Raw genomic sequence first — 26,476 nt, 5'->3', positions numbered from 1 at the left:
CGTGTGAATCCTTATTGACGAGGCCACATCCAGATTGATGAACCTGCACTTGCCCCTCTTCGCGCGCCGCTTGCTGCGCCCTCTGCTGGACCCGTATCGGCGCTACCGTCACGCCAAATTGATCCATGCGGTACGGGTTTCCATTGGGTTGCTCGCGACGATCCTGCTCACCACCGGCATCAATCTGCCCCACGGTGAGTGGGCCTCGGTGACGATGTTGATCGTGATCGGCGGCTTGCAGCACCACGGCAATATCGGCAAAAAAGCCGTCGAACGCGCCTACGGGACGTTGATCGGTGCCAGCGTCGGTTTGCTGCTGGTGGTGCAGGAGACGTACCTGGGCCAGCCGCTGTTGACCTATTTGCTGATGTCGGTGGTGTGCGGGTTCTTTTCCTATCACGCCATCGGCAAGGGTGGGTACATTGCGTTGTTGTCGGCAATCACCGTGTTTATCGTCGCCGGCCATGGCGACAATCCGTTGTCGGACGGGTTGTGGCGCACCGTCGACATTCTGATCGGCATCGTGCTGGCCCTGGCGTTTTCCTTCGCACTGCCGCTGTATGCGGTGTATTCCTGGCGCTACAACCTGGCCAGTGCCTTGCGCGATTGCGCAGCGATTTATAGCCGGATCATCAGCGGCCAGTCGGTCACCGATGATGAGCACCTCAAGCTGCTGAATCGACTGAATGCGGCGATGCTGCAATTGCGCTCGTTGATGCCGTCGGTGTCCAAGGAAGTGCGGATTTCCATGACCGAGCTGGACACCCTGCAGCGGCATTTGCGGATGTGCATCAGCACCCTGGAGATTCTCGGCAACACCCGGCCCGATCCGCGGGACAAGGAAGCCCTGGCGCGGATGCAGGTGGGGTTGAAGGCCGAGCATCGGCAGATTCGGGTGCAGTTGATCGGCATGGCGCGGGCGCTGCAATCCGGGGCGACCGACCGGCTGGAACGGCCGAGTAATACGCCGACCCACGAGCAGACCTTTGAAGTGCCGGTGGTCAACGCCCTGGATGGTTACCGGTTATTGACCCTGCAACTGGCGGCCAATATTGATGGCATGCGCCAGCGGCTGGCTAAAACCGCCAGCCATTGGAAAATCTGATCAGCCCCGGTGCAGCGCCTGTACCAACAGTTGCTGCAATGCCTGCAACCGGGGCTCGGGGCTGTGCTCGGCAAAGCGCAACACGTTCGCCACTTCGGGCAACGGCATCTGCTGGTCGAAGGGGCGATGCACTTCCACACGCTTGTCGAGGTGGTCGCTGCTGAGCAGGCCGACGCCCAGCCCGGCGGCGATGGCCGATACCACGCCTTCCACCGACCCGCACTCCACCACCACCTGCCAACGAATCCCCACTGCACTCAGGCGTTCCTGCGCCAGTTGCCGGTAAAAGCAGCCGGGGCCGAAGGTGATCAGCCGCACGCAAGAATCAGCGGTGTACTGCCAGCCGGGCCGGGCGCACCAGTGCACCTGTTCGGTCCACAGCAATTGATCCCGCGCTTCGATACGCGGGATGAAATCCTGGTGCAGCGCCAGGTCCAGCTCACGGTCCACCAGGGCCTGGCGCAGTACGTGGCTCTGTTCCACTACGATCCGCACATCCAGCTGGCGGTGCTGCCGAGAAAACTGACCGAGCAAGTTCGACAATTCGGCCATCGGCACCTGTTCGGTGGCGCCCAGGCGAATGGAACCTTGCAATTGCACCGGATTGAAATGCGCCAATGCTGCGTCATGGGCTTCAAGGATGCGCCGGGCATGAATCAACAACTGCGCGCCGTCGTCACTGGCCACCAAGCGCTGGCCGTCGCGCTGGATCAGCGGTCGCTCAAGCTGTTTCTCCAGGCGCTTGATCTTCCAGCTGACCGCCGACTGGCTGAGGTTCAGGCGCTCGGCTGCACGGGTAACGCTGCCGGTTTCGACCACGGTTTGCAGGGCACGCAGCACATCGATGGGCAGTCGCTGGTTCATGATCAACACCTATGACAAAAACAGGATTGGTAGAGAGTAAGTTGTCATTGGTGTCATGACCAGCTGCGCTTTAGGGTAAAGCCTTCATTCACTGCGAGGACTTGTCATGACTGCCCTGCTTAACGAAACCGCTCTGATCAACGGTTGGCGCATTGCCACTGGCCGCCATGGCGAGGGGCTGCCGGTGCTGTTGCTGCACGGCACGCCCGCCCACTCCATCATCTGGCGCAAGGTGGTGCCACGCCTGACTGCCGCCGGCATGCAGGTCCACCTGTTCGACATGTTGGGTTTTGGCGCTTCGGAGCGTCCACTCCAGGGGGATACGTCGGTGGCTGTGCAAAGCCGCTTGATTGGCGATTTGCTGGACCACTGGGGGCTCGAGCGTGTGCACCTGGTGGGCCATGACATCGGCGGCGTCAACGCGCTGCTGTTTGCCCTTGACCATCCACAGCGGGTGCACTCATTGACGGTTGCCGACGCGCCCAGCTATGACTCGTGGCCATCACCCACCTGGCGCGGGATTCATCAGCGATTTGCCGAACATGCGCGCATGGCGCCGGATGAACACCGCACGTTGATGATCCGACAACTGGCCATGGCCGTGTCCGACAAGAGCGTGATGCAGGGCGCGCTGCTGGAGGAATACCTGGCGCCGATCAGTGGCGTTATCGGCCAGCCGGCGTTCTACCAGCATCAGGTGGCGCATTACGACTCGCGGTATACCGCCGATTTCGCTGAGCGCCTGCCGGGCATGGATTTGCCGGTGCAGATTTTGTGGGGCGCTGAAGATGAATGGCAGCCGCTGGTTTATGCACATCGCTTGCAACAGGACATTCGTGGGGCAGAGCTGCACGTGGTGGAGAACGCCGGGCACTTTCTGATGGAGGATGCGCCTGAACGGGTGAGCAAGTACCTTTTGGACTTTATTGGCCGGGCTCACTGTCAACGCTGACAGCCATTTGTCGGGTTTACACAAGCCATTAGACTTCACACTTTCTCTTACATATTTTTCACGTTTTATTCACATCCAGAGACGTAGGGTAAAGCCTCATCCGTTACAAACGTTGCACATCAAGGCCCGCCGCCCCAGCGGGCTTTTTTTTGCCCGGGATTTGAGTGTTCGCAAGGATGTGTACAGGTGGGATCAAGCAAGCCGGCTCATTGCGAGCCGGCCTTGATGTGTCAGCGAGCAACCTTGTTGACAGGCGACGACGCTTGCTCACGAATCGCACGCTGAGTGTCGAGCACCCGCGCCAGGGCCGTTTCAGCTTCGGGGCTTTGCTGCGGCACGCGAATCGCAGCCGACACCAGGGTGATCAGCTTAGCCATCACCTCGGCGTCCGTCGCCGGCCGCCCCAGGCTCATGGAATTCATCAGCAAACGCAGCTCGGTACCGGCCATTACCCCGGAGATTGCCTTGAGGGCAAATTGCAGGCGCACCCCCAACTCATTACGCGGCAAGTCCGGCAAGGCCAGGGCGAATGCTTCAAAGAAGCGTTGGAACACCGGCTGGTAATGCACCTTGAGGTATTCCTGGATAAACGGCGAAGTGTCGCTGTACACCCGTCCCAGGAAGCGGATGAATGAACGCCCTTCCCCACTGGCCGGATCGCTGCGCTCCAGGCCCATGGCCGGCGCGAACAGCACGCCGAGCAAAGTGTCGCAGTCCAGCGGGCCGTCGGATTCGGCTTCGCACCTTGCCAGCAACTCCAGGCGCTGCTCGTTGAGCGGCTCCAGGCGCTGCATCAGCAGGGTTTTCATCAGGGAATCCTTGTCCCCGAAGTGGTAGTTCACCGCAGCGAGATTGACCTGAGCCCTTTCGGTTATCTGCCGCAACAAAACCGCGTCATAACCGTATTTGATGAAAAGAGCCTCTGTCGCATCCAGCAATCGAGTCTTGGTAACGTTTGGAGCGCTGAGTTTCTTCGCGACCATAGGGGGTGGGGTTCCACTGCGGAAATATTGTTTTAAAAAATAATTTGATTTTTTATACCGGGGCCGCTGCCCGAAAGCAAGTAGTGACACTGCGCCATACTATTCAAAGCCAACAGCGACGGGCTCGTTGAGGGTAGTCGAAGGACTTTTTAAGCGCTTGAAATGCCTCTTTCAAGAATCGTTTCAAAGGGTAAAACCGCTCTATATCCATGGCTGGCGGAACAGCTGGATCGCGGTTAGTATTCAAACAATATTTTAAAAACAAGAAATAAAACCAGTCCGTGACGCGTACCAGGCAGCTCCTGAACTTGTTACAAGGATTTTCGGGGGAAGCACGGCGCTGTCGAGGCTGCAGGCGTAGTCACGATGACAGATACCCCCGCGCACCCAGGCTTCATCTCCCTGCAAGGCATCGGCAAAAGCTATCAGCTGGCCGGTCAACACCTGTCGATTCTCAATGATGTATGCCTGGCCATCCAAACCGGCGACAGCTGCGGCATCCTCGGCGCGTCCGGCTCCGGTAAAAGTACCCTGCTCAATATCCTCGGCCTGCTCGACTTGCCCGACTGTGGCCAGTACCGCTTCGCCGGCCATGACATCTTCAGCGCCAGCCCCGACCAACTCGCCGCGATCCGCAATCAGCAGATCGGTTTCGTCTTTCAAAGCTTCAACTTGCTGCCACGCCTCAGCGCCCTGGACAACGTTGCCCTGCCCCTGAGCTATCGCGGCGTATCACGCCATGACTCGGTAGAACAGGCTTTGCGCATGCTCGACCAGGTGGGCCTGGCCGACCGCGCTCACCATCGCCCGGCCGACCTTTCCGGCGGCCAGCGCCAACGGGTCGCCATCGCGCGGGCGTTGGTCGGCAACCCGTCGGTGATCCTCGCCGACGAACCCACCGGCAACCTCGACAGCACCACCGCCCAGGAGATCATGGACCTGCTGCTGGCGCTCAATCGCGAGCAGCAGGTGACGCTGATTATTGTCACCCACGACCCGCATATCGCCGAGCGCCTGAATCGCAAGATCCTGGTGCGCAATGGCGTGGTGCAAGAGGCCGGGCGCCTATGAGCCTGCGGATCGAACAAAGCCTGAGCCAGTTGCTGCACGAGGCGTTTGTCAGCCTGCGCACCCTGGGCAAGCGCTCGATCCTGGCCCTGTTGGGTATCGTCATCGGCAGTTCCTCAGTGGTGGCACTGATCAATATCGGGCACAACGCCGCCGAGGACGCGGCGATGATTTTCAAGGACATGGGCACCGACACCCTGGTGGCGCAATTTCCACCCAAAGGCGCCAGCAACGCACAGATGCCCGCCAGCCTCGACCTGGAAGCCGTGCGCCGCAGCGTGCCCGGCATCGCCCATATCGCCTCGGTCTCGCTGTTCAGCGGGCCAGTGGTGTTCCATGGCCGCACCTTCAACGCAAGCTTCGTTGGCACGACGCCAGACTTGAAGGACGCGATGCGTCTATCCGTGCGCGACGGGCGTTTCCTGTCGAGTTTCGATGCGGGCGAAACCTATGTGGTGATCGGTGACCAGATCGTCCAGGCCTTGAGCGCGCCCGGCGACCCGCTGCAACTGGGCGACCGGGTGCGCATCAACGATTACCTGTTCCTGGTGGTGGGGATTCTGCACAGCCAGCCCCGGGCGATGCTGATCCCGGTACAAGCCAACGAATCGCTGTTCTTGCCGGCACCGGGCATGCGCCGGATCTACGCCAGCCCGCAAGTCGGCAATGTGATTATCCGCGCCACCCCCGGCCAGGATATGGAACGTGTTGCCCAAGAGGCGACCGTGGCGCTAAGCAGCCAACTCACCGACCACGATGTCGACATCCAGGTGCCCCAGCAAATGATCGACGGCATGACCCGGCAAAGCCGCACCTTCGCCTACCTGCTGCTGGCCTTGGGCGCGATATCCCTGGTAGGCGGCGGCGTCGGGGTGATGAACGTGATGCTGATGAACGTCTCGGAACGACGCCGGGAAATCGGGATTCGCATGGCCCTCGGCGCGCGCCAACGAGACATTCGCAACCTGTTCCTGCTGGAGGCCGTGACGTTGACTGCCGTGGGGGCACTGTGCGGCGCGGTGCTGGGCATGACCGCCGCGTATCTGTATGCCTGGCTGTCCGGCTGGCAGTTTTCCCTGGCGGTGGCCGCGCTGCCGCTGGGGGTGGGCAGTACGTTGCTGGTAGGTCTGTTTTTCGGGATCTACCCGGCAGTCTCCGCCTCGCGGCTGCAGCCGGTGGAGGCCCTGCGCGATGAATAAACGGCTGCTGTTGTTGATCGCACTGGTGAGCTTGCACAGCGTGGCCGCCGACGTGGTGATTCGCCCCTCCGCGCCCAGTACCACCCGCAGTGGCTACGAACGCAGTGTGTCGCTGAATGCCCAGTCCACCACACTGACCCTGGGGGATGCGGTGTACCTGGGCCTGCGCAACAACCCGGCGATTCGCAGCGCCTACCTGCAGCGGGTGGCGCAGAAATTCGACCTGCGGGTGGCCGAAGACACCTTCAACCCCAAGCTGACCCTGAACAGCTATTACCGCACCACTAAAGGCACTGAAGACAGCTCCCGCAACGCTAACCTCGCGCCCAATGCCACCTTGCTCAGTGAGTACGGCACGCGGCTGAGCATGAACTGGACCCAGCAACTGAACAATGCCGATCGCGCCGGGCGCTACCGCAGCGACGGCCTCGACCTGTCGGTGATCCAGCCCCTGATGCGTGGCGCCGGCTGGAACGCCACCACCGCGCCGCTGCGCCTGTCACGCCTGGCGGAGCAGGCCAACCGCCTGAACCTCAAGGCCAACGTGGCGCAGACCATCAGCAATATCATCGCCACCTACCGCGAACTGCTGCGGGCTCAGGAACAGTTAAGCATCGTCCAGGACGCCCTCAAGCGCTCCGACACCTTGCTGGAGGTGAACAAGGCGCTGATCAGTGCCGGGCGCATGGCCGAGTTCGAGATCGTGCAGACCGAAGCCGATATCGCCACCCAGCAACTGGGAGTGGAAGAAGCCCAGAACCAACTGGACACCAGCCGCCTGGCCCTGCTGCGCCTGCTGGCCCTCGACCTGTCGACACCTATCCGTGCTACCGAAGCCCTTGAAGCCAAGCGCATGGACATCGACAAGCGCCAGGCTTTCCTCCTGGCGCAGAACCAGCAACCGGAATACCTCGCCACCCTGCTCGGCAGCCAGCAGGCCGACCTCAACCTGGTGATCGCCAAGGACTCCGGACGCTGGCAAGTGGACCTGGTGGCCGGCGCCAACCAGATTCGGGCCGCCACCGACAACGACAACGGCTCTTCGAATAACCGGCGCTGGGACAGCTACGCCGGTGTGCAGGTGCAGATTCCCATCGGTGATATCAGCACCCACCAGGCCGAGGTGCACGCGCGAGTCGACGTGGAAAACCAGGAGATCATCATCGCCGACGCGCGCCAGCAACTGGAGCGCGACGTCAACGACGTGGTACGCGACCTGGGCACCCGCTGGCGTCAGTATGAAATTTCCCAGCGGGCGGTGGAGTTGTCCAAGCGCAAGATCGAAATCGAACGGGAAAAACTCAGCGCCGGGCGCTCCACCAACTTCCAGGTACTGAGTTTCGAAACCGACCTGCGCAACGCCGAAAACTCGCGGCTCAATGCACTGATTGCCTATTTGAACGCCCAGACTCAGTTCGACCTGACCCTGGGCATGACGCTGGAAAGTTGGGAAATCGCCCTCAATGACTACTAATAAAAAGCGCCTGCTGGGTGCCGTGTTGATTGTGCTGGTGGCCGGTGTCGGCATCACGCTGCTCAGCCGTCAAAGCCCGGCCGCCAACCCGACCGGCAACGCCGAACAGTGGCTGGAGGTGAAAGTCGACCCGCTGGTGCATCAGATCGGCCTGGTGGGCAAGATCGAGCCTGACACCACCATCACCCTCACCGCACCGTTCGACGGCAATGTGCAGGCCAACCTGGTGGAACAGGGCCAGCGAGTGGAAGCCGGCCAGGTGCTGCTGCGCATGGACCCGGCCACCGTTGAAGTGCAACTGCGCGACGCCCTCTCGGCGCAGCTCAAGGCCCGACGCACCGTGCAGGAAATGCAGGACTGGGACAGCGGCCAGCAAGTCGGGCGCGCCCGCCGCACCCTGCGCACCGCCGAGATGACCGCCAGCAACACCCAGCGCAAACTCACCGAAAGCGAGAACCTGTTCAAGCGCGGCATCATCCCGCGCAACGAACTCGATGACCTCAAGCAACAGGCCACCCAGCAACAGCTGGACCTGGTGGCCGCCCGTGGCGAACTGCAACAGGCGATGGAGCAAGGCAAGGGCGAATACCGACAGATCGCCGATATGGAGCTGACCAACGCCACGGTGAAATATGACGCCCTGCGCACCTTGCTGGATGGCAAGGAGGTCAAGGCACCGTTCTCCGGCATTGTGGTGCCGGCGCCGGGCAGTAACTCATCGGCCCAGGGTGGCGGGAACAACAACACACCGGTGCAGGCCGGGAGCAAGGTCAGCCAGGGCCAGGTGCTGTTTGGGCTGGCGAACATCGAGAAGCTGAAAATCGTCGCGAAGGTCTCGGAGCTGGATATCAACCAGTTGCACCAAGGGCAGGCGGTGGAGGTGCTGGGCGACGGGTTTGACGGGGAACGGCTGACAGGGTCGGTCAGTGTGGTCAGTGGCTTGGCGATTGCCAGCGACAGCCAGGGCAGCGCGCAGTTTCCGGTAACCCTGTCGATTCCCAAGCTGACGCCGCAGCAGCTGCAACGGGTAAGGTTGGGGATGAGTGCGCGGTTGACCATCGTGACCTACAACAATGACCAGGCGATTGTCGTGCCGGCCCAGGCGATCAGTCGCGGGGAGGGGGTGACGACTGTGGAATATCGCGCGGCGATGGATAAGCCGGTGGAGCGGGTGACGGTGACAACCGGGCAGTCGACGGCGCAGGGGGTGGAGGTGTTTGGGTTGAAGCCGGGGTTTGTGAAGGTCGGGCCATGAACCCCGACCTGTAGGAGCTGGCTTGCCTGCGATAGCAATCTGTCAGTTGATAAAAATGCAGCTGACCCACCGCTATCGCAGGCAAGCCAGCTCCCACATTAGATTTAGAGGTGTGCCAACCTGGCGGCGAGGGCCTTGGCCTGAATCGCCACATCCGTCACCGCGGTACTTTCCCACCACATCCCGCGCAACGGTGGGCCCATGGCAAACAGTCGCTGGCTGACCTGGCCGTGGGCGTCCAGCACGGCACCCGACACATCCGCCGCAATCCCCAAGGCCAACGGCCCGGGTTGAATCAACCCACGTTTGAGCAACTGTCGGGGCAACGGCCTGGCCACGCGCCGCCAGTCGTATTCAATCCCGCTGGAGTTGATCAGCGCCGCCCCTGACACCTGGACGACTTCCTGCTCGCCACGAGGGCGCAGGCGAATGGTGACATCACCCGCCGAAGGCACCAGCCCCTTGTACGAAGCTGCCCGAATCCGCAACCGCCCTTCCCCGTGCAACCGCGCCACCAACTCGGCACTCAGGGGCGGCGAGCGGTGGTGATGGCTTTCCCACCAAGGCCGAATATGCCGCACGAACTGGCGTTTCTCCGCCTCGCTGGCCTGGCTCCACAAACGTCCGATATTGGCGCGCACAGTGTCCAGCGGCGCTTGCCAGTCAATCCCCTGCTCCAGCGCGAGCTTGCATTGGCGGCGTACTTCCCGCAGCAATTGCCGAGGGCTGCGCAAGCGGTGGTCTTCTCCCAGGAAATCGACCCAGGCCGGCGGCTGCCGGCGCACGTGGGGCAGCAGGCCGTGGCGCGAAAAAATCTCGATGGGCCCGCGATGGCCGGCCTGTTCCAGTGAGACTACGGCATCCACCATGGTCAGCCCGGAACCGATGATCAGCACCGTGGAGTGCGGGTCCAATTGGGTCATGGCCTGCACATCCCACGGGTCGACCGCCGCGGCATTCAAGCCGCTGGATTCGGTCTGAGGTGTACGCGCTGCCGGGAACATGCCGGTGGCTAATACGGCAAACGCACCGCGCAGTTGCTGGCCGTCGCTCAAGGTCAGCAGCGTGGCGTGTTCATCCACCTCAAGGTCTGTCACCTCAGCCCGGACATGCTCGACGGTCGACGCCGATAGCGCCCTGGCCTCCGCCAGCCGTTGTTGCGCATACAAGCCAAAAATTCCGCGGGGCGGAAACAGTTCGCTGATGGGCACGTGTTGTTGGTCCGACTCCGGCCAACCGCCTTTGGCAATGTAATCCGTCAGCCATTGGGTCAGGTCATCGGCGTTGTCCGGGTCGACGCTCATACGTGCGGCGTTGCCGTTCAGGGTGTGGCCGAGTTCCACCGCACTGTAGGCCTCGCCGCGCCCCAGTTCCTGGCGCGGTTCAATCACCAGGATCTGCCGCTTGCCCGGCAGGCGCAGCAGTTGCACCGCCAGCATCGTCCCGCTCAGGCCGCCGCCGACAATCAGCACATCAGCGTTGCGAATGGCGCTCGTCGCCTGTCCGCGTTCGGTTTCACTCATGAAATTGCGCCCTTACTGTCTGCCTGAATGGTTGTGGTAAAAATCGCCCCGTGCAGTATCCAGCACATCGACCCGGGACGCCTAGTTCAGCCCGACTGTGGGAAGCCCAGGCTTTGGCCGCTGCTCAGCCATTGCGCCAGCACCGTCGCCAGGCCGCCTTGCCAGTGGGTGCTCTCCTCGCTCCACAATTCGGTTTTGCCGGATGGCTGCCACCAACGGCAGAGCCGTTGCGAGGTGTCCACGGGGCCGACCTGTTGCACAAGCGCCACCGGCTGCAGCCCTTGGATGTATGCGTGGGTAGGACGAATGCGCCACACCTGTTGCTGCAAGGCGGCGGGCTCCAGGTCGTCCGCCAGGGTCAGGATTTGGCCACCGATCACCTGGGCGGCCAGGGCCAGCAGCAACAAACCGGGTTCGAAGGCACCGCTCAGGGCCAGCCGCGACTGTTCGGTAAAACCCTGCTGACGCAAGCCATCGGCCAGACGCTCGACGTCGCGCAGGGTGTCAATCCAGCGCCAGGCGTACCACTGGCCGTCACGCTTGTGGCGCAGGGCGCTGTGCAACGGGGTCACTTGTGCCCAATGGCGCAGTTGCGCCAACGCCTCGGGCAGCACCGTGACCCGTTCGGCGGGCCATTCCACATCCAGCGGAAGTTCGAGTTCATGCACGCTCATAGGGTGATGCTCCTATTGGTGACACAAGCATGCGGTGGTCCGCTGGCTGAAATCGTTGGATCGATGAAGATCAAATGTGGGAGCTGGCTTGCCTGCGATGGCGGTGAGTCAGCTTGCATCTCTACCGGCTGATACTCCGCTATCGCAGGCAAGCCAGCTCCCACATTGATTCAGTTTCTCCCGTTAGATCGCAGTGGCCTTCAGGTCACGATAGCTGGCCCCGGGATGGTTGTCCGCCAAGCGCGCGCCGTCTCCAAACAACTTCTCCCGCAGGGTGCCCTGGGCATACTCAGTCTTGTACACGCCACGCTTCTGCAGCTCCGGCACCAGCAGCTCGACCGCGTCGATAAAGGTCTCGTGGGTCAATGCATAGGCCAGGTTGAAGCCGTCCACGTCGGTCTCTTCAACCCATTCCTGCAACAGGTCGGCCACGGTTTCCGGGCCGCCGACAAACAACGGGCCGAAGCCGCCGATGCCGACCCAGTCTGCCAGTTCATTCGGGGTCCAGACCTTGTTCGGGTCTGCGGTGGAGAAGGCTTCCACGGCCGATTGAATGGCGTTGGTGTGCACATGCTTGAGGGGTTCATCGGGCTTGAACTGGCTGAAATCGATACCGGTCCAGCCGGAGATCAGGGCCATTGCGCCTTCGTAGCTGACGTAGGATTTGTACTCTTCAAACTTGGCTTTGGCCTTGGCGTCGGTTTCGCCAACGATCACCGTTTGCAGGTTGAAGATCAGGATTTTCTTCGGATCACGGCCTGCCTCAGCCGCACGCCGGCGGATGTCGGCGACGGTTTTCTTCAGCAGCACTTTCGACGGTGCGGCGACGAAGACGCATTCGGCCTGCTCGGCGGCGAACTGCTTGCCCCGGCTGGAAGCGCCGGCCTGGTACAGCACCGGGGTGCGTTGTGGCGAAGGCTCGCAGAGGTGAATGCCGGGCACCTGGAAGTGTTTGCCGACATGACGGATCTCGTGGATTTTGCTCGGGTCACTGAAGATCCGCCGCTCGCGGTCGCGCAACACGGCGCCCTCTTCCCAGCTGCCTTCCCAGAGTTTGTAGCAAACCTCCAGGTATTCCTCGGCATAGTCGTAGCGCGCGTCGTGTTCGGTCTGGGCTTTCTGGCCGAGGTTCTTCGCGCCGCTCTCCAGGTACGAGGTGACGATGTTCCAGCCGACGCGGCCCTTGGTCAGGTGATCGAGGGTGGAAAGGCGCCGGGCGAACGGGTACGGGTGTTCGAAGGACAGTGAAGCCGTCAGGCCAAAGCCCAGGTGTTCGGTGACCAGCGCCATGGGGGCGATCAGCGACAGCGGGTCGTTGACCGGCACTTGGGTGGCCTGGCGAATCGCCGCGTCACCGTTGCCGTTGTAGACGTCGTAGATGCCCAGCACATCGGCGATAAACAGGCCGTCGAACTTGCCGCGCTCGAGGATTTTCGCCAGGTCGGTCCAGTACTCCAGGTCCTTGTACTGCCACGAGCGGTCACGCGGGTGCGCCCACAGGCCCGGCGACTGGTGGCCGACGCAGTTCATGTCGAAAGCATTCAAGCGAATTTCACGAGGCATTAAACAGTACTCCGGGGGGCGACACCGTTGAGGTGGTAGTTGCCGACAATCTGGTATTTCCAGCGCAAGGGATCATCAAGGGTTGCTGGCAGTGCGGTGCGCTGGCCGGTGAGTTCGAATTCGGCGTTGCTGGCGGCAATAAGGGCTTCGGCCGCGGCGATCTGCGCTTCGGTGAGGGCAACCGGGCTGGGGTGGGTTTCGGCACGCTCGAACAAAGCGGCCGCGACCTCCACGCGAATCTGCAAATCGCCGAAGCGGCTGATCACGTAGGGGTCATCACTTTTCTCGACAAAGCGCCGGGTGCTTTCCAGCAGTTGGCGCGCCTGATTCAGTGCGGTCATGGATAAAGCTCCTCAGTTCCAGGCATGGCGTGCAGGCTTGACGCCGTTGAGCACAAAGTTGCCGATCAGGTGGTATTTCCAGCGGGCCGGGTCATGCAGGGTGTGGGTGCGCGCGTTGCGCCAGAAGCGGTCGAGGTTGTGCTTGCCGGACACCGAACGGGTGCCGGCCAGTTCGAAGAGTTTGCTGCTGGCGAGCAGCGCGGTTTCGGCTGACAACACCTTGGCCTGGGCGACCACCAGCGACGCGTTGGCCACCGTGTCTTCGTTGGGATTGGCCAAGGCCTGGTCTACGGCAACGCCGGCCTTGGCGAGGATCGCTTCGGTGCCGTGGACCCGCCATTCCAGGTCGCCGATGGCGGCAATGGTGAACGGGTCTTGCCAACCGTGATCCTGCTGGCTGTCGATCCAGGGCCGGGCCTGGCGGGCATGAATCTTGGCTTGTTCCAGGGCACCGAGGGCGATGCCGGTGTCGACGGCCGCCTGGATGATTTGCGAAATCGGGCCGTTGGCGGTGGGCTGATCGAACGCCTGGTGGGCGGGAATCACCGCACTGAGCGGCACCTTCACGCCGTCGAGGGTCACGCCCCCGCTGGCCGTGGTACGTTGGCCAAACCCGTCCCAACTGTCGATCACTTGCAGGCCCGGCGCGTCGCGTTCGACAAAGGCAATGAAGGCCTGGTCTTTTTCGTTGACGCCCACAGTCGGCACGATATGGGCGAACAGTGCGCCGGTGCAGTAGAACTTCTCGCCATTGATGTACGCGCTGTCGCCGTCAAAGCGCACTTGCGTATCAAAGGTACCGGCGTTTTTGCTCTTGGCCTCGGAGAAGGCATTACCGAAGCGATAACCCTGCAAGACCTTGGCGAAGTAATCCTGTTTTTGTTCCTCGCTGGCGGTTTGCAGGAGGATGTCGACGACGCCCAGGTGGTTCTGCGGAATTTGCCCCAGGGACGGGTCGGCGGCGGAGATCAGCTTGATCACCTCGGCCACCGTCACATAGGACACGCCGGCGCCACCGTAGGCCTTGGGAATGGTGATGCCCCACAGGCCGCTGGCGGAAAATTCATCCAGCTCGGCTACCGGCAGGCGTCGTTCGCGGTCACGCACACCGGCCTCGACGGCAAAACGCTTGGCCAGCTCGGTGGCGACGGCAATGGCTTCGGCGTCTGAACGAATGATGTGGGCAGGTTGCAGGGGTTGGGCTGACATGGGCCGACTCCAGGCTCCAGAGAGATACTGGGGTAATTGCAGGAGTCGTGCCTGAATCCAATGATCAATGAAATCAGCGGGTTGCCGGTAAGTCAGGGAAGTCGTTGGCGGTTCAAAACAGCAAAGTGTCCAACCACTGTTGCGCTGCCAACAGTTAGATCACCACGTTACGCACAAACCGTACCGCCACTTCGCCGTCATTGCGATAGGCGTGAAGGTGGCGACTGGCGAACATCAGGAACTCACCGGTGGCGACGTGTTTTTCCTCGTCACCCAGCACCAGCGTCAGCGTGCCTTCGAACACAAACAACTGCACGCTCCAGCCCTCGGGGTCCGGTTCGGGCATGTAGCGATCGCCGGGCTCCAGGCGCATCTCCCATAGTTCCACCTCGCGGCGCGCGGTGGCTTTGGCCAGCAGCACGGCTTTGCTGCCGGGGATGTCACCGGCCCAGGCCAGTTCGTTGATACGGCTGTGATCAGCGGCATCCGGGGCCTGGATCAGGTCGCTGAAGGCCACGTCCAGGGCTTCGGCCACCCGGTCGAGGGTCGAGAGGCTGACGTTCTTCTCCCCCGCCTCGATCGCCACCAGCATGCGCCGGCTGACGCCGGACTTTTCGGACAACGCCGTCTGGCTCAACTCCGCCGCATGGCGCAAACGCCGAACGTTCTGGCTGACGTGTTGCAGGACCGAGGCCCGTTGTGGATTTTCTTTGTGCACTATATTGCTCACAGGGTGGGGTTGCGCAGTATACTGCCCAGCTTGCGGCGCATTGTGCGGTCCGCGCCCTTCCTGTGCAAGACCGAGCCGCCATGACCACCTCCCCATTGTTTTCCCGTTTCAGCAAAGCCGAATGTGTATTGGTGGTGATCACCATGTTTTGGGGCGGCACCTTTTTGCTGGTGCAGCACGCCATGGCCGTGAGCGGCCCGATGTTTTTTGTCGGCCTGCGGTTTGCCGCGGCGGCTGTGATCGTCGGGGCGTTTTCATTGCGCAGCCTGCGAGGCCTGACGCTGTTTGAGTTGAAGGCCGGGTGCTTTATCGGTGTGGCGATCATGTTTGGCTACGGTTTGCAGACCATTGGCTTGCAGACGATCCTGAGCAGCCAGTCGGCATTTATTACTGCGCTGTATGTGCCATTCGTGCCGCTGCTGCAATGGCTGGTACTGGGACGGCGGCCGGGGTTGATGCCGAGCATCGGCATCATGCTGGCGTTTACCGGGTTGATGCTGTTGACCGGCCCGGCCGGGGCATCACTGAATTTCAGCCCCGGTGAAATCGCCACGCTGATCGGTGCGGTGGCGATTGCCGCCGAGATCATCCTGATCAGCGCCTTTGCCGGGCAGGTGGATGTGCGTCGGGTGACGGTGGTGCAACTGGCCACGGCTTCAGTGCTGTCGTTCCTGATGGTGGTGCCGATGGGCGAGGCGCTGCCGGAGTTTTCCTGGTTGCTGCTGTTCAGCGCGGTGGGCCTGGGACTCACCAGCGCGGTGATTCAGGTGGCGATGAACTGGGCGCAGAAAAGCGTCTCGCCGACTCGCGCCACGCTGATTTATGCCGGGGAGCCGGTGTGGGCCGGCGTGGTCGGGCGGATTGCCGGCGAGCGCTTCCCACCGATTGCCATGGTGGGCGCGGCGTTGATTGTGGCGGCGGTGATTGTCAGTGAGATGAAAACCCGCCGGCAGCGGCTCGCCGAACACGAGATCGAACTGGAACACGAAAAGCAGGGTTAAACGCCTCAGAGGCGCAACTCGCCGTCCAGGTTAATGGATTGCAGAAACGCCTCGTCATGGGACACCACGATCAATGCCCCCTGGTATTGATTGAGCATTTGCTCCAGGGCAATCCGGCTGGGCAAGTCCAGATGGTTATCGGGTTCGTCCAACAACAGCAATTGCGGCGGACGCTGGGCGTAGAGCTGTGCGGCCAGGGCAATTTTCAGGCGCTCGCCACCGCTCAGTTGGCAGGTGTCGAGCATCGCGCGGTCAGCATCAATGCCCATTTGCGCCAGCCGGGTACGCGCTTCGCTTTGCGTCAATAGCGGATTACTTTCGTAGAGCCATTGCACCGCCGTGCGTTCGGGGTGCTCCAGCCCGGCGTGTTGGTCCAGCCAGCCGATATGGCAACTGCGCGCCAACTCACCGGCAGCCACCGGCAACTGGCCGGCAATCACCCGCAGCAGGGTCGACTTGCCACTGCCATTGGCCCCCAGGATCGCCATGCGCATCGGGCCGGTCAGGGTGAGATTGATCGGTGCGCGGCTGCCAAACGGCAGCACCACCTCGTTGAGTTGCAACACCAGCTTGCCCTGAGGCACCACGCTTTCCGGCGACAGCATCATGCGCTGGATCTCGGGCGCACACCGTGCACGCGCCTCGGCGATCCGCTGCTGTTGCTGCTCACGCGCCAGCTGCTGATTGAGGCGCAACTTGCCCTGGCTGTTTTCACTGCGCTCTTTCTGGGCGTTGGTGATCAGTTTGGTCTGATTGCCATCCCGGGCCTGGCGGTCGCCCCGGGCATTGCGGCGCTGCTGACGCTCCATCTGGATGACCGCTTCACGCTGCTCACGTCTGGCGTGCGCGCGCTCCCCCTGCAACGCCGACTGGAACGCTTGCTGCTCCTGCTCCCGTGTCGCCGCATAGTGGCTGTAATTACCGCCGTACACCGCCAAGCCCTTGGGCGACAGTTCGACAATCTCGTCTACGTGCTCCAGCAACCCACGGTCATGGCTGATCAGCACCAGGCCGCCGGACCACCGATCAATCTGCTGGGCAAGCTTGTGTTGCTGATCAATGTCCAAGTGGTTGCTGGGCTCATCGAGGATCAACCAGTCTGCCCTGGACAACCAGGCGCCCAGCAAAGCGACGCGCTGGCGTTCGCCCCCACTGAGGGCCGCGGTAGGCGAGTCGGCAGCCAAGTGCCCCAGGCCTATGTGTTCAAGGGCCGCCGCCAGTCGAGGCGCGCAATCCCATTGATCGACCGCCAGTGCATGGTCGTGCTCGTCCAGACTGCCCTCGGTGATACGCGCCAACGCCGCCAGCACTTGGTCGACACCTGCCAGCGCCGCTACGGTGGGATAGCGCTCGGGCTCCAGCAGTTGCGTCACCGCGTACACACTGCCCTCACGGCGCACATGCCCGCGGGTGGGCTGCAAGGTGCCCGCGAGCATTGCGCCCAACAAGGACTTGCCAGTCCCATTGGCCCCCACGAGGCCGGTCGCCCGGGCGCTGAAGGCATGGTTCAGGTTGTCGAACAGCATGCGCCCGTCCGGCAGGCTGTAGGCGACATGGTCAAGTTGAAGCAATCGTTGGGTCATGACACGTCCTTATGCAACAGGCTGAAAAAAACCTTTGAACAGCATACCTGCCCTGAATACAGGCATTGAAACAATGCCAAACAGTCTTTTTCAGCCTACCTTGTAGGATCCTGCCACATCTTGCCGTTTGGTGATCAAGATTCCGGCACGTATGATGCATCCCAAACTCCCGCAGATTAGAAGCCTATGTCCCTGATAGTTCTACTGCTTCTGCCCTTTATCGGCAGCTGTCTCGCGGCCTTGCTGCCGCACAACGCACGTAATACAGAGTCCCTGCTGGCCGGCCTCGTCGCCCTGGTCGGGACGGTTCAAGTCGCCCTGCTCTACCCCCAGATCGCCCACGGTGGCGTGATACGTGAAGAATTCATGTGGTTGCCCAGCCTCGGGCTGAACTTCGTATTGCGCATGGACGGTTTTGCCTGGTTGTTCTCGATGCTGGTACTGGGCATCGGGACCCTGGTGTCGCTGTACGCTCGTTATTACATGTCGCCGGAAGACCCGGTGCCGCGTTTCTTCGCGTTTTTCCTGGCGTTTATGGGCGCCATGCTTGGCTTGGTGATTTCCGGCAACCTGATCCAGATCGTCTTCTTCTGGGAGCTCACCAGCCTGTTCTCGTTCCTGTTGATCGGCTACTGGCACCACCGCGCCGATGCCCGGCGTGGCGCCTATATGGCGCTGATGGTCACCGGCGCCGGCGGCTTGTGCCTTCTGGCAGGGGTGATGCTGCTCGGGCATATCGTCGGCAGCTACGACCTGGACCAGGTCCTGGCGGCCGGTGATCAGATCCGTGCCCATTCGCTGTACCCGATCATGCTCGCCCTGGTGCTGATCGGCGCCCTGAGCAAAAGCGCGCAATTCCCCTTCCACTTCTGGCTGCCCCACGCCATGGCTGCACCGACGCCGGTGTCGGCCTACCTGCACTCGGCGACGATGGTGAAGGCCGGCGTGTTCCTGCTGGCCCGCCTGTGGCCGTCGCTGTCCGGCAGCGAAGAGTGGTTCTGGATTGTCGGCGGTGCCGGCGCCATTACCCTGCTGCTCGGCGCTTATTGCGCCATGTTCCAGAACGATCTCAAGGGCCTTTTGGCCTACTCCACCATCAGCCACCTCGGGCTGATCACCTTGCTGCTGGGCCTCAACAGCCCGCTGGCCGCCGTCGCCGCGGTGTTCCATATCCTCAACCACGCCACCTTCAAGGCGTCGCTGTTCATGGCGGCGGGGATCATCGACCACGAAAGCGGCACCCGTGACATTCGCAAGCTCAGCGGCTTGGTGAAGCTGATTCCGTTTACCGCGACGCTGGCGATGGTCGCCAGTGCGTCCATGGCCGGCGTGCCGCTGCTCAACGGCTTCCTGTCCAAGGAAATGTTCTTCGCCGAAACCGTATTTATCTCCGCCACCGCCTGGGTTGAAATCGCCCTGCCGGTCATCGCGACTATCGCCGGTACCTTCAGCGTGGCCTATGCCCTGCGCTTTACCGTGGATGTGTTCTTCGGCCCTAAAGCCACCAACCTGCCTCACACTCCGCACGAGCCACCACGCTGGATGCGCGCGCCGGTGGAGTTGCTGGTGTTTACCTGCCTGCTGGTGGGGATTTTCCCGGCCCAGGTGGTCGGTTCGATCCTCGCCGCTGCCGCCCTGCCGGTGGTCGGCGGTGAGCTGCCAGAGTACAGCCTCGCCATCTGGCACGGCTGGAACGCGCCGATGATCATGAGCCTGGTGGCCATGTCCGGCGGTGTCGTGCTCTATCTGCTACTGCGCAAGCAGCTCAAGCTGGGCCGCTTCAAATACCCGCCGATCATCAGCTACTTCAACGGCAAGCGCGGCTTCGAGCGCTGCCTGGTGGTGATGATGCGTGGGGTGCGCAAGATCGAAAAACGCATCAGCACCAAGCGCCTGCAAACCCAGTTGTTCCTGCTGGTGCTGGCGGCAGTGATCGCCGGGTTGATCCCGATGCTCTACAGCGGTATCAGTTGGGGCGACCGGCCGAAGATCCCGGGCTCCATCGTGTTCGTCACCCTGTGGCTGCTGGCGATCGCCTGTGCCCTGGGCGCCGCCTGGCAAGCCAAGTACCACCGGCTGGCGGCCCTGACCATGGTCAGCGTGTGCGGCCTGATGACCTGCGTGACTTTCGTCTGGTTCTCCGCGCCGGACCTGGCGCTGACCCAACTGGTGGTGGAAGTGGTCACCACCGTGCTGATCCTGCTGGGCCTGCGCTGGCTGCCACGGCGGATCGAAGAAGTTTCGCCACTGCCAAGCTCGTTGCGCAAGGCACGCATCCGCCGTCTGCGGGACTTCCTCCTGTCCACCGTGGTCGGTGGCGGCATGGCGCTGCTCTCGTACGCGATGCTGACCCGCCAGACCCCCAACGATATCTCCTCGTTCTACCTCAGCCGCGCCCTGCCCGAAGGCGGCGGCAGCAATGTGGTGAACGTGATGCTGGTGGACTTCCGCGGGTTCGACACCCTGGGCGAAATCACCGTGCTCGGCGCCGTGGCGCTGACTGTCTACGCCCTGCTACGCCGCTTCCGCCCTTCGAAAGAAAGCATGGAATTGCCGGCGCAACAGCGCCAGCTCGCACCCGACGTAGCCACCGACCTGGTCAACCCGCGCCAGGCCAGCGACACCGCCCTGGGCTTCATGATGGTGCCGGCCGTGCTGGTGCGCCTGCTGCTGCCGATTGCCCTGGTGGTCTCGTTCTATTTGTTCATGCGTGGTCACAACCAACCGGGCGGCGGGTTTGTCGCCGGGCTGGTGATGTCGGTGGCGTTCATCCTGCAATACATGGTCGCCGGTACCCAGTGGGTCGAGGCGCAGATGAGCCTGCGGCCGATGCGCTGGATGGGCTTTGGCTTGCTGTCGGCAACGTTGACCGGGCTTGGCGCACTGTTTGCCGGCTACCCGTTCCTCACCACCCACACCTGGCACTTCAGCCTGCCGGTGCTGGGCGACATCCACGTCGCCAGCGCGCTGTTCTTCGACGTCGGCGTGTACGCCATGGTGGTCGGCTCGACCTTGCTGATGCTCACCGCCCTGGGCCACCAATCGGTGCGTGCCCATAAACCCAGCAACCAGGCGAAAGCCGTTGCCAGCCAAGGAGGAGCCGCCTGATGGAAGAAGTCATCGCAATTGCCATTGGGGTCCTGGCGGCCTCCGGCGTCTGGCTGATCCTGCGGCCACGGACGTTCCAGGTGGTGACGGGCCTGTGCCTGCTCTCCTACGGGGTCAACCTGTTCATCTTCAGCATGGGCAGCCTGTTTATCGGCAAGGAGCCGATCATCAAGGACGGCGTGCCGCAAGACTTGCTCAACTACACCGATCCGCTGCCCCAGGCCCTGGTGCTGACGGCGATCGTGATCAGCTTCGCCATGACCGCGCTGTTCCTGGTGGTGCTGCTGGCGTCCCGGGGCCTGACCGGCACTGACCATGTGGACGGCCGGGAGCCCAAGGAATGACCTGGATGAATCAACTGATCATCGCGCCGATCCTGCTGCCGTTGCTGACCGCCGCGCTGATGCTGATGCTCGGCGAGAAACACCGCCCGCTCAAGGCACGGATCAACCTGTTCTCCAGCATGGTCGGCCTCGGCATCGCCGTGCTGTTGCTGTACTGGACCCAAAAAGGCGGCCCCGGCTCCATCGGCGTGTACCTGCCGGGCAACTGGCAGGTGCCATTCGGCATCGTGCTGGTGGTGGACCAACTGTCGGCGATGATGCTGGTGCTCACCGGGATCATCGGCGTCAGCGCCCTGTTGTTTGCCATGGCCCGTTGGGACCGTGCCGGCACCAGCTTCCATGCACTGTTCCAGATTCAGTTGATGGGCCTGTATGGCGCCTTCCTGACCGCCGACCTGTTCAACCTGTTCGTGTTTTTCGAGGTGCTGCTGGCGGCGTCCTACGGCTTGATGCTCCACGGCTCCGGTCGGGCGCGGGTGTCATCGGGGCTGCATTACATCTCGATCAACCTGCTGGCTTCGACCTTGTTCCTGATTGGCGCAGCGCTGATCTACGGCGTCACCGGCACCCTGAACTTTGCCGACCTGGCCCTGAAAATCCCGTTGGTACCGGAGGCCGATCGCGGCCTGCTGCACGCCGGTGCAGGTATCCTCGCCGTCGCCTTCCTGGCCAAGGCCGGCATGTGGCCGCTGAACTTCTGGCTGGCACCCGCCTACTCCTCGGCGAGTGCGCCGGTGGCGGCGATGTTTGCGATCATGACCAAGGTCGGCGTGTACACCGTGCTGCGCCTGTGGAACCTGCTGTTCTCCGGCCAGGCCGGGGCCTCGGCGCTGTTTGGCGGTGACTGGCTGATCTATGGCGGCATGGCGACCATCGTCTGCGCGGCGCTGGCAATGATCGCCGCGCAACGCCTGGAACGCATGGCCAGCCTGAGCATTCTGGTGTCCGCCGGGATCCTGCTGTCGGCGGTGGGGTTTGCCCAGCCAAGCCTGACGGCCGGGGCGCTGTTTTATCTGGTCAGTTCCACTCTGGCGCTGAGCGCACTGTTCCTGCTGGCCGAGCTGATCGAGCGTTCGCGCTCGGCCAACGACATGCCCCTGGACGATGAAATCGAAGCCCTGCCCAAGGCCATGGAATCCCTGCATCCACCGCCCGGCACTAACCTCGACGATGAACAGAAAGCCGTAGTCGGCCAGGTGATTCCCTGGACCGTAGCGTTCCTCGGCCTGAGCTTTATCGCCTGTGCCCTGCTGATCATCGGCATGCCGCCGCTGTCCGGGTTTATCGGCAAGCTCAGCCTGCTCAGCGCGTTGATCAACCCGATGGGGCTGGGCAATGCCGTCGACGAACCGGTGCGCCCGGCGGCGTGGGGCCTGGTGGCGCTGTTGATCTTCTCCGGCCTGGCCTCGCTGATCGCCTTCGCCCGCCTCGGTATCCAGCGTTTCTGGACCCCGGAAGAACGCCCGTCGCCGCTGTTGCGCCGCTTCGAGTGCGTGCCGATTTTCTTCCTGCTGGGCCTGAGCATCGTCCTGACCTTCAAGGCCGAGCCGCTGATGCGCTACACCCAGGCCGCCGCCGAAAGCCTGAACAACCCGGAGCATTATGTGATGGCGGTCATGGCGACGCGCCCGGTGCCGAGCCCTGAAGCCAAGGCCGCCGCATTGGAGATGCAGCCATGAAGCGTCTGTTCCCTGCCCCGTGGCTGTCGTTGGCATTGTGGTTGTTGTGGCTGGTGCTGAACCTGTCCGTCAGCCCCGGCAACCTGCTGCTGGGTGCGATTCTCGGTTTTGCCGCACCGCTGATGATGGCGCCGTTGCGCCCGTTGCCGATCCGCATCCGCCGCCCGGGGGTGATCATCCGTTTGTTCTTCCTGGTGGGGCGAGACGTGATCCTCTCCAATCTTGCCGTAGCCTGGGGCATCCTGGTCTGCAGTTCGCGTCCTCCGCGCTCGCGTTTTATCAAGATCCCGCTGGACCTGCGGGATGCAAACGGCCTGGCCGTACTGGCGATGATCACCAGCGTGACGCCGGGCACCGTGTGGTCGGAACTGGCCCTGGACCGCAGCATCCTGCTGATCCACGTGTTCGACCTGGATGACGAAGCGCAGTTTATCGAGCACTTCAAACACGCCTACGAACGGCCCCTGATGGAGATCTTCGAATGAGCGCCCTGCTCTCCAATGCGATCCTGTTGAGCCTGTTCCTGTTTTCCCTGGCCATGGTGCTGACGTTGATTCGCCTGTTCAAAGGCCCGTCGGCCCAGGACCGGGTCCTCGCGCTGGATTACCTGTACATCCTGGCCATGCTGATGATGCTGGTGCTGGGCATTCGGTATGCCAGTGACACCTATTTTGAAGCGGCATTGTTGATTGCGCTGTTTGGTTTTGTGGGGTCGTTTGCCCTGGCGAAATTCCTGCTGCGTGGGGAGGTGATCGAATGATCAATGTGGGTGTGTTACCGCTGTGGGTTGAAGTGATCGTCGCGGTTTTATTGCTGCTTAGCAGCCTGTTTGCGCTGATTGGAGCGATTGGGCTGTTGCGGATGAAGGACTTCTTTCAGCGCATGCACCCGCCGGCACTGGCCTCGACGCTGGGGGCGTGGTGTGTGGCGTTGGCCTCGATCATCTACTTTTCGGTGCTCAAGTCCGGGCCGGTGTTGCACGGTTGGTTGATTCCGATCCTGCTGTCGATCACGGTACCGGTGACCACCTTGTTACTGGCCAGGACCGCGTTGTTTCGCAAGCGCATGGCGGGGGACGATGTACCGGCTGAAGTCAGTAGCCGTGGGACCGACAGCGGCAGCTGAAAATACAGATAACTATCTGTCACCCCGGCCATGACTCCCCCTCGTACCTTTATCGGACAACCTACCTTTCCGATACAGGTAAAGACCATGTATACCCATTCCGATGCACTGACCACGCTGTTTGATTTACTCAACTCGCTGAACGCGCTGATTTCACAATTGACCACCCAGCAACAGGCCGCCAAAAAGCGAGGTCTCGAGTTGTATCAACTCGGTGAATTCGAAGAGTGCGAAACTCACCTGACCATCTCCGCTTTGGCCGGCGATGCCCCCTCCCAATACGCCTTGGGCGAAGCCATTCGGCGCCGGGTCGGCAGTGTCAGCCCCGAGGCCCAGGCGTGCTATCGCCTGGCTGCCGACCAGGATCATGTGTACGCCCTGATGCGCCTGGGTGGCGAAACCAACCTGGCCAAAGCCAAGACCCTCGCCCAGTCGCGTGCCGACGCAGGCGACGGTGAGGCGATGCTGCAACTGTACGAGCTGACCCAAGACCGTTCATGGCTTGTCAAGGCAGGTGATGCAGGCTGCGCAGAGGCCTATTACATTGCCGCGCTGCTGTTTGACAAAAACCAGGCCAGTGACAATCGCGACTCCATGTTGAGGTATGCGGCCTTCAAGGATTTTCCACCCGCGATGACGTGGCTGGGGAATATGCAAACCTATTACCGCAACCTCTCCTACCAGCGCATTCACCTTGAAAAAAGACTGGCCCTCAATGAACTCGACGGGGTGATGACCTACGCCGCGGCGCTTGCCGGTATCAATGTCGAAGAGACCAGCCGCTACTACTATCCCATCAACCTGACCCATGCCTATGGCCTGTATTGGTTGGTCATGGACAGCACCCGGCAAAATGCCCGGCATCGTGAGGCTGCGACCTGCCTGCAACAGCTGGGCACCGAATTGAGCGCCGAGCAAATAGAAACCGCCAAGGCGTATGGCCGCCAGTGGAAAGCCGATCATCCGGCCCTGTCGGAGTTCAGGTTGACCTACAGCGATATGAAATAACCGAGGTAACCGTGGCAAGCCCCCCAACATTCGACCGCGACCCCGTGCTGCGAGCGCTTAGCGTAGTTTCTGCGAGCGTTTTTTTCACGGCCCCGGCTGATGGTTCGCGCTAAGGGCGCTGGGTCCGAAAGCGTGATCAGCCCACTACAGTATCGGCGCGCTAAATCGGCCCAATCGTGGCATCCAATGGTCCAGGATCTGCGCTGACGCCAGGATATGGTGGGCGTGTCCGATCAACAGCCGACGCGGCACGAACCCGATGTATCGGGAGTCATCACTGTTGTCGCGGTTGTCGCCCAGCATGAAGTAACTGTCGGCGGGCACCACCACCGGGCCGAAGTTTCGTAACGCCCGTACTGTCGGCATGAACTGAATCGTGCGCTGGCTGTTGTTCGCAAGCTCGGTCAGTTTGATCCCTGGGACGGTCTGGCCAGGTGCGATAGGCTCGCTGATGTCCTGGCCATGACTGTAGGTGGCCGGTGTGCCGTTGACCCACAGCACCTCATCGCGCATTTCCAGGGTGTCGCCGGGGATGCCGACGATGCGTTTGATCAAACGGATGCCGTCCTTGGGTGAGGAGAACGTGACTACATCGCCGCGCTGGGGGTTATCCAGTTTGGCCAGGGATATGTCCGTCAGGGGCAACTTGAGGTCGTATGCCACGCGGTTGACCAGTACCACGTCGCCCTCTAGCAACGTCGGGCGCATGGAGCCGGACGGGATGGGGTTCCAGTCGGCCAGGGACGTGCGGAAAACGCCGAAGCACAGCCAGAAGATGATTGCGTAACGGTAGCGGATTAACCAACGGCGCATAGATCCTCGCACTGCAAAAAAAAGGGGTGTCGGCCTGCGCCAGGCAACCCATGGTTATTTTGGGTAATGGTCGCTTATTGCATCGGAAGATTAAATTAACATTAGCGTTACCGGCCAATCACAGCCGGTGTTTTCAAGCCCACAGAAAAGGAGTTTCACGCCCCATGGATATCAAATGCTCGGTCTTTATCGCAGCCAGCGTCGATGGCTTTATTGCCCGGCTTGACGGGGATATCGAGTGGCTTCATCGGCCGGAGTACGACGGGGCCGAATTGAGCGGTGTGACCTATGAAAACTTCATTGGCACGGTTGATGCCTTGGTGATGGGACGCAAGACCCTGGAGAAAGTGTTGTCCTTCCCGGAGTGGCCCTATGAGGGTATGCCGGTTATAGCGCTCTCTCGGCAATCGGTTGAGATACCTGCGGAGTTGAAGGGCAAGGTTGAGGTGGTGAGCCAGGATGTCACCAGCCTCGTGGCAGCGTTAGCCGAGCGCGGGATGAAACACCTGTATATCGATGGAGGCCAGACGATTCAGGCGTTTCTTGAGGCGGGGTTGATTGACGAGATGATCATCACGCGTATTCCGGTTGTGCTGGGTCAAGGGATTCCCTTGTTCAGCCAGTCGGGTGGCGAGCATGAGCTTCGGCATATCGGCACGTATGCGTCGGATAATGGGTTTGTTCAAAGCCTGTATGAGGTCAGTGGCAAGCGCTGATGCTCATTGAGCGAGTGGGTTGAATCGAGTACATATCCGTTTTTTTGGTCAGGGCAGATATGGGTTCCGCTCTTACAGCGGCTCACTTTTGAACAGCGCAAAAGTAAGCAAAACGCTCTTGCCCCACCACTCGGCACCTCGCCTAGGCTCGGTGTGCCC

General features: G+C 61.8%; 25 protein-coding genes. 15 read left to right on the top strand and 10 right to left on the bottom strand.

Annotation, left to right across the window (positions count from 1 at the left end; all coding sequences use genetic code 11):
* The first annotated feature begins 43 nt into the window (after window positions 1–43).
* Window positions 44–1,105 carry an FUSC family protein gene (locus SNL23_RS19505; protein ID WP_076014341.1) on the top strand — a complete coding sequence of 354 codons (1,062 nt, stop codon included), beginning with the start codon at window positions 44–46 and terminating at the stop codon, window positions 1,103–1,105.
* Here the strand turns inward: SNL23_RS19505 and SNL23_RS19500 are convergent, their stop codons facing one another.
* The gene (locus SNL23_RS19500; RefSeq protein ID WP_167663123.1) at window positions 1,106–1,969 is read right to left on the bottom strand and encodes a LysR family transcriptional regulator; all 864 of its coding nucleotides are present in this window, start codon (window positions 1,967–1,969) and stop codon (window positions 1,106–1,108) included.
* A 106-nt stretch (window positions 1,970–2,075) separates the two neighbouring features.
* Here SNL23_RS19500 and SNL23_RS19495 point away from each other — a divergent pair, with 106 nt between their 5' ends.
* The gene (locus SNL23_RS19495; protein ID WP_076014165.1) at window positions 2,076–2,921 is read left to right on the top strand and encodes an alpha/beta fold hydrolase; all 846 of its coding nucleotides are present in this window, start codon (window positions 2,076–2,078) and stop codon (window positions 2,919–2,921) included.
* Window positions 2,922–3,151: 230 nt separating this feature from the next.
* On the opposite strand, the gene SNL23_RS19490 is transcribed toward SNL23_RS19495, so the two are convergent.
* Window positions 3,152–3,904 (bottom strand): TetR/AcrR family transcriptional regulator, encoded by a 753-nt coding sequence (locus SNL23_RS19490; protein WP_076014166.1) that lies wholly within the window; start codon window positions 3,902–3,904, stop codon window positions 3,152–3,154.
* Window positions 3,905–4,270: 366 nt separating this feature from the next.
* Between SNL23_RS19490 and SNL23_RS19485 the strand changes: the two genes are divergently transcribed.
* From SNL23_RS19485 to SNL23_RS19470, 4 genes are read left to right on the top strand one after another with little or no spacing between them, the layout of a single operon-like run.
* Window positions 4,271–4,975 (top strand): ABC transporter ATP-binding protein, encoded by a 705-nt coding sequence (locus SNL23_RS19485; RefSeq protein ID WP_318303161.1) that lies wholly within the window; start codon window positions 4,271–4,273, stop codon window positions 4,973–4,975.
* Window positions 4,972–6,171 (top strand): ABC transporter permease, encoded by a 1,200-nt coding sequence (locus tag SNL23_RS19480; RefSeq protein WP_318303159.1) that lies wholly within the window; start codon window positions 4,972–4,974, stop codon window positions 6,169–6,171. Before SNL23_RS19485 ends, SNL23_RS19480 begins: the two co-directional genes overlap by 4 nt.
* Window positions 6,164–7,645, top strand: coding sequence for a TolC family protein (locus SNL23_RS19475; RefSeq protein ID WP_076014169.1), 1,482 nt, complete (start codon window positions 6,164–6,166; stop codon window positions 7,643–7,645). The genes SNL23_RS19480 and SNL23_RS19475 overlap by 8 nt, the downstream gene beginning before the upstream one ends.
* Window positions 7,635–8,900, top strand: coding sequence for an efflux RND transporter periplasmic adaptor subunit (locus tag SNL23_RS19470; protein ID WP_076014170.1), 1,266 nt, complete (start codon window positions 7,635–7,637; stop codon window positions 8,898–8,900). The genes SNL23_RS19475 and SNL23_RS19470 overlap by 11 nt, the downstream gene beginning before the upstream one ends.
* Before the next feature lie 104 nt (window positions 8,901–9,004).
* On the opposite strand, the gene SNL23_RS19465 is transcribed toward SNL23_RS19470, so the two are convergent.
* From SNL23_RS19465 to SNL23_RS19440, 6 genes are all read right to left on the bottom strand, one after another.
* Complete coding sequence (locus SNL23_RS19465; RefSeq protein ID WP_076014171.1) at window positions 9,005–10,423, bottom strand: FAD/NAD(P)-binding protein; 1,419 nt, start codon at window positions 10,421–10,423, stop codon at window positions 9,005–9,007.
* A gap of 86 nt (window positions 10,424–10,509) precedes the next feature.
* Entirely contained in the window at window positions 10,510–11,097 is a 588-nt protein-coding gene (locus tag SNL23_RS19460; RefSeq protein WP_076014172.1) for an AMP-binding protein, read from the bottom strand.
* A gap of 183 nt (window positions 11,098–11,280) precedes the next feature.
* Window positions 11,281–12,660 carry an LLM class flavin-dependent oxidoreductase gene (locus tag SNL23_RS19455; protein WP_318303158.1) on the bottom strand — a complete coding sequence of 460 codons (1,380 nt, stop codon included), beginning with the start codon at window positions 12,658–12,660 and terminating at the stop codon, window positions 11,281–11,283.
* On the bottom strand, window positions 12,660–13,001 hold the full coding sequence (locus tag SNL23_RS19450; RefSeq protein ID WP_318303157.1) for an acyl-CoA dehydrogenase: 342 nt from the start codon (window positions 12,999–13,001) through the stop codon (window positions 12,660–12,662). Before SNL23_RS19450 ends, SNL23_RS19455 begins: the two co-directional genes overlap by 1 nt.
* Before the next feature lie 12 nt (window positions 13,002–13,013).
* Entirely contained in the window at window positions 13,014–14,210 is a 1,197-nt protein-coding gene (locus SNL23_RS19445; RefSeq protein WP_076014174.1) for an SfnB family sulfur acquisition oxidoreductase, read from the bottom strand.
* Between the two features lie 154 nt (window positions 14,211–14,364).
* Window positions 14,365–14,928 carry a helix-turn-helix domain-containing protein gene (locus SNL23_RS19440; protein WP_076014175.1) on the bottom strand — a complete coding sequence of 188 codons (564 nt, stop codon included), beginning with the start codon at window positions 14,926–14,928 and terminating at the stop codon, window positions 14,365–14,367.
* Window positions 14,929–15,020: 92 nt separating this feature from the next.
* On the opposite strand from SNL23_RS19440, the gene SNL23_RS19435 reads away from it, so the two are divergent.
* A complete protein-coding gene (locus SNL23_RS19435; RefSeq protein ID WP_076014176.1) occupies window positions 15,021–15,941 on the top strand; it encodes a DMT family transporter in 921 nt (306 codons plus the stop codon).
* 5 nt (window positions 15,942–15,946) lie between these two features.
* On the opposite strand, the gene SNL23_RS19430 is transcribed toward SNL23_RS19435, so the two are convergent.
* Window positions 15,947–17,524 carry an ABC-F family ATP-binding cassette domain-containing protein gene (locus tag SNL23_RS19430; protein WP_076014177.1) on the bottom strand — a complete coding sequence of 526 codons (1,578 nt, stop codon included), beginning with the start codon at window positions 17,522–17,524 and terminating at the stop codon, window positions 15,947–15,949.
* A 186-nt stretch (window positions 17,525–17,710) separates the two neighbouring features.
* Here SNL23_RS19430 and SNL23_RS19425 point away from each other — a divergent pair, with 186 nt between their 5' ends.
* The 7 genes from SNL23_RS19425 (at window position 17,711) to SNL23_RS19395 (ending at window position 24,788) form a co-directional block, all read left to right on the top strand.
* Window positions 17,711–20,632: a monovalent cation/H+ antiporter subunit A gene (locus tag SNL23_RS19425; protein WP_076014178.1), complete on the top strand. Its 2,922-nt coding sequence runs from the start codon at window positions 17,711–17,713 to the stop codon at window positions 20,630–20,632.
* Window positions 20,632–20,976 (top strand): Na+/H+ antiporter subunit C, encoded by a 345-nt coding sequence (locus tag SNL23_RS19420; protein ID WP_076014179.1) that lies wholly within the window; start codon window positions 20,632–20,634, stop codon window positions 20,974–20,976. Before SNL23_RS19425 ends, SNL23_RS19420 begins: the two co-directional genes overlap by 1 nt.
* Window positions 20,973–22,655, top strand: coding sequence for a monovalent cation/H+ antiporter subunit D (locus SNL23_RS19415; protein ID WP_076014180.1), 1,683 nt, complete (start codon window positions 20,973–20,975; stop codon window positions 22,653–22,655). The genes SNL23_RS19420 and SNL23_RS19415 overlap by 4 nt, the downstream gene beginning before the upstream one ends.
* Complete coding sequence (locus tag SNL23_RS19410) at window positions 22,652–23,140, top strand: Na+/H+ antiporter subunit E (RefSeq protein WP_318303155.1); 489 nt, start codon at window positions 22,652–22,654, stop codon at window positions 23,138–23,140. Before SNL23_RS19415 ends, SNL23_RS19410 begins: the two co-directional genes overlap by 4 nt.
* A complete protein-coding gene (locus SNL23_RS19405; protein WP_010209507.1) occupies window positions 23,137–23,415 on the top strand; it encodes a K+/H+ antiporter subunit F in 279 nt (92 codons plus the stop codon). The genes SNL23_RS19410 and SNL23_RS19405 overlap by 4 nt, the downstream gene beginning before the upstream one ends.
* The gene (locus SNL23_RS19400; protein WP_318303154.1) at window positions 23,412–23,780 is read left to right on the top strand and encodes a Na+/H+ antiporter subunit G; all 369 of its coding nucleotides are present in this window, start codon (window positions 23,412–23,414) and stop codon (window positions 23,778–23,780) included. Before SNL23_RS19405 ends, SNL23_RS19400 begins: the two co-directional genes overlap by 4 nt.
* An 87-nt stretch (window positions 23,781–23,867) precedes the next feature.
* A complete protein-coding gene (locus SNL23_RS19395) occupies window positions 23,868–24,788 on the top strand; it encodes a sel1 repeat family protein (RefSeq protein ID WP_318303153.1) in 921 nt (306 codons plus the stop codon).
* 144 nt (window positions 24,789–24,932) lie between these two features.
* Here the strand turns inward: SNL23_RS19395 and lepB are convergent, their stop codons facing one another.
* Window positions 24,933–25,601 carry a signal peptidase I gene (gene lepB, locus SNL23_RS19390; protein WP_318303151.1) on the bottom strand — a complete coding sequence of 223 codons (669 nt, stop codon included), beginning with the start codon at window positions 25,599–25,601 and terminating at the stop codon, window positions 24,933–24,935.
* Window positions 25,602–25,765: 164 nt separating this feature from the next.
* Here lepB and SNL23_RS19385 point away from each other — a divergent pair, with 164 nt between their 5' ends.
* Window positions 25,766–26,317, top strand: a complete 552-nt coding sequence (locus SNL23_RS19385; RefSeq protein ID WP_076014185.1) for a dihydrofolate reductase family protein — start codon at window positions 25,766–25,768, stop codon at window positions 26,315–26,317.
* Window positions 26,318–26,476 lie beyond the last annotated feature (159 nt).

Source organism: Pseudomonas sp. SED1, from assembly GCF_034044025.1.
In the GTDB taxonomy this organism is placed as follows: domain Bacteria; phylum Pseudomonadota; class Gammaproteobacteria; order Pseudomonadales; family Pseudomonadaceae; genus Aquipseudomonas.
Note: the sequence above shows the minus strand (reverse complement) of the source record. Positions and strands in the feature narration are given on the sequence as shown.

Coding starts and splice junctions, on each gene's coding strand:
- SNL23_RS19485 (WP_318303161.1), top strand. CDS start 4,271: ATGACAGATACCCCCGCGCACCCAGGCTTCATCTCCCTGCAAGGCATC.
- SNL23_RS19435 (WP_076014176.1), top strand. CDS start 15,021: ATGACCACCTCCCCATTGTTTTCCCGTTTCAGCAAAGCCGAATGTGTA.
- SNL23_RS19385 (WP_076014185.1), top strand. CDS start 25,766: ATGGATATCAAATGCTCGGTCTTTATCGCAGCCAGCGTCGATGGCTTT.
- SNL23_RS19495 (WP_076014165.1), top strand. CDS start 2,076: ATGACTGCCCTGCTTAACGAAACCGCTCTGATCAACGGTTGGCGCATT.
- SNL23_RS19455 (WP_318303158.1), bottom strand. CDS start 12,660: ATGCCTCGTGAAATTCGCTTGAATGCTTTCGACATGAACTGCGTCGGC.
- SNL23_RS19415 (WP_076014180.1), top strand. CDS start 20,973: ATGACCTGGATGAATCAACTGATCATCGCGCCGATCCTGCTGCCGTTG.
- SNL23_RS19480 (WP_318303159.1), top strand. CDS start 4,972: ATGAGCCTGCGGATCGAACAAAGCCTGAGCCAGTTGCTGCACGAGGCG.
- SNL23_RS19405 (WP_010209507.1), top strand. CDS start 23,137: ATGAGCGCCCTGCTCTCCAATGCGATCCTGTTGAGCCTGTTCCTGTTT.
- SNL23_RS19420 (WP_076014179.1), top strand. CDS start 20,632: ATGGAAGAAGTCATCGCAATTGCCATTGGGGTCCTGGCGGCCTCCGGC.
- SNL23_RS19475 (WP_076014169.1), top strand. CDS start 6,164: ATGAATAAACGGCTGCTGTTGTTGATCGCACTGGTGAGCTTGCACAGC.
- lepB (WP_318303151.1), bottom strand. CDS start 25,601: ATGCGCCGTTGGTTAATCCGCTACCGTTACGCAATCATCTTCTGGCTG.
- SNL23_RS19460 (WP_076014172.1), bottom strand. CDS start 11,097: ATGAGCGTGCATGAACTCGAACTTCCGCTGGATGTGGAATGGCCCGCC.
- SNL23_RS19490 (WP_076014166.1), bottom strand. CDS start 3,904: ATGGTCGCGAAGAAACTCAGCGCTCCAAACGTTACCAAGACTCGATTG.
- SNL23_RS19430 (WP_076014177.1), bottom strand. CDS start 17,524: ATGACCCAACGATTGCTTCAACTTGACCATGTCGCCTACAGCCTGCCG.
- SNL23_RS19410 (WP_318303155.1), top strand. CDS start 22,652: ATGAAGCGTCTGTTCCCTGCCCCGTGGCTGTCGTTGGCATTGTGGTTG.
- SNL23_RS19445 (WP_076014174.1), bottom strand. CDS start 14,210: ATGTCAGCCCAACCCCTGCAACCTGCCCACATCATTCGTTCAGACGCC.
- SNL23_RS19400 (WP_318303154.1), top strand. CDS start 23,412: ATGATCAATGTGGGTGTGTTACCGCTGTGGGTTGAAGTGATCGTCGCG.
- SNL23_RS19465 (WP_076014171.1), bottom strand. CDS start 10,423: ATGAGTGAAACCGAACGCGGACAGGCGACGAGCGCCATTCGCAACGCT.
- SNL23_RS19425 (WP_076014178.1), top strand. CDS start 17,711: ATGTCCCTGATAGTTCTACTGCTTCTGCCCTTTATCGGCAGCTGTCTC.
- SNL23_RS19395 (WP_318303153.1), top strand. CDS start 23,868: ATGTATACCCATTCCGATGCACTGACCACGCTGTTTGATTTACTCAAC.
- SNL23_RS19450 (WP_318303157.1), bottom strand. CDS start 13,001: ATGACCGCACTGAATCAGGCGCGCCAACTGCTGGAAAGCACCCGGCGC.
- SNL23_RS19500 (WP_167663123.1), bottom strand. CDS start 1,969: ATGAACCAGCGACTGCCCATCGATGTGCTGCGTGCCCTGCAAACCGTG.
- SNL23_RS19470 (WP_076014170.1), top strand. CDS start 7,635: ATGACTACTAATAAAAAGCGCCTGCTGGGTGCCGTGTTGATTGTGCTG.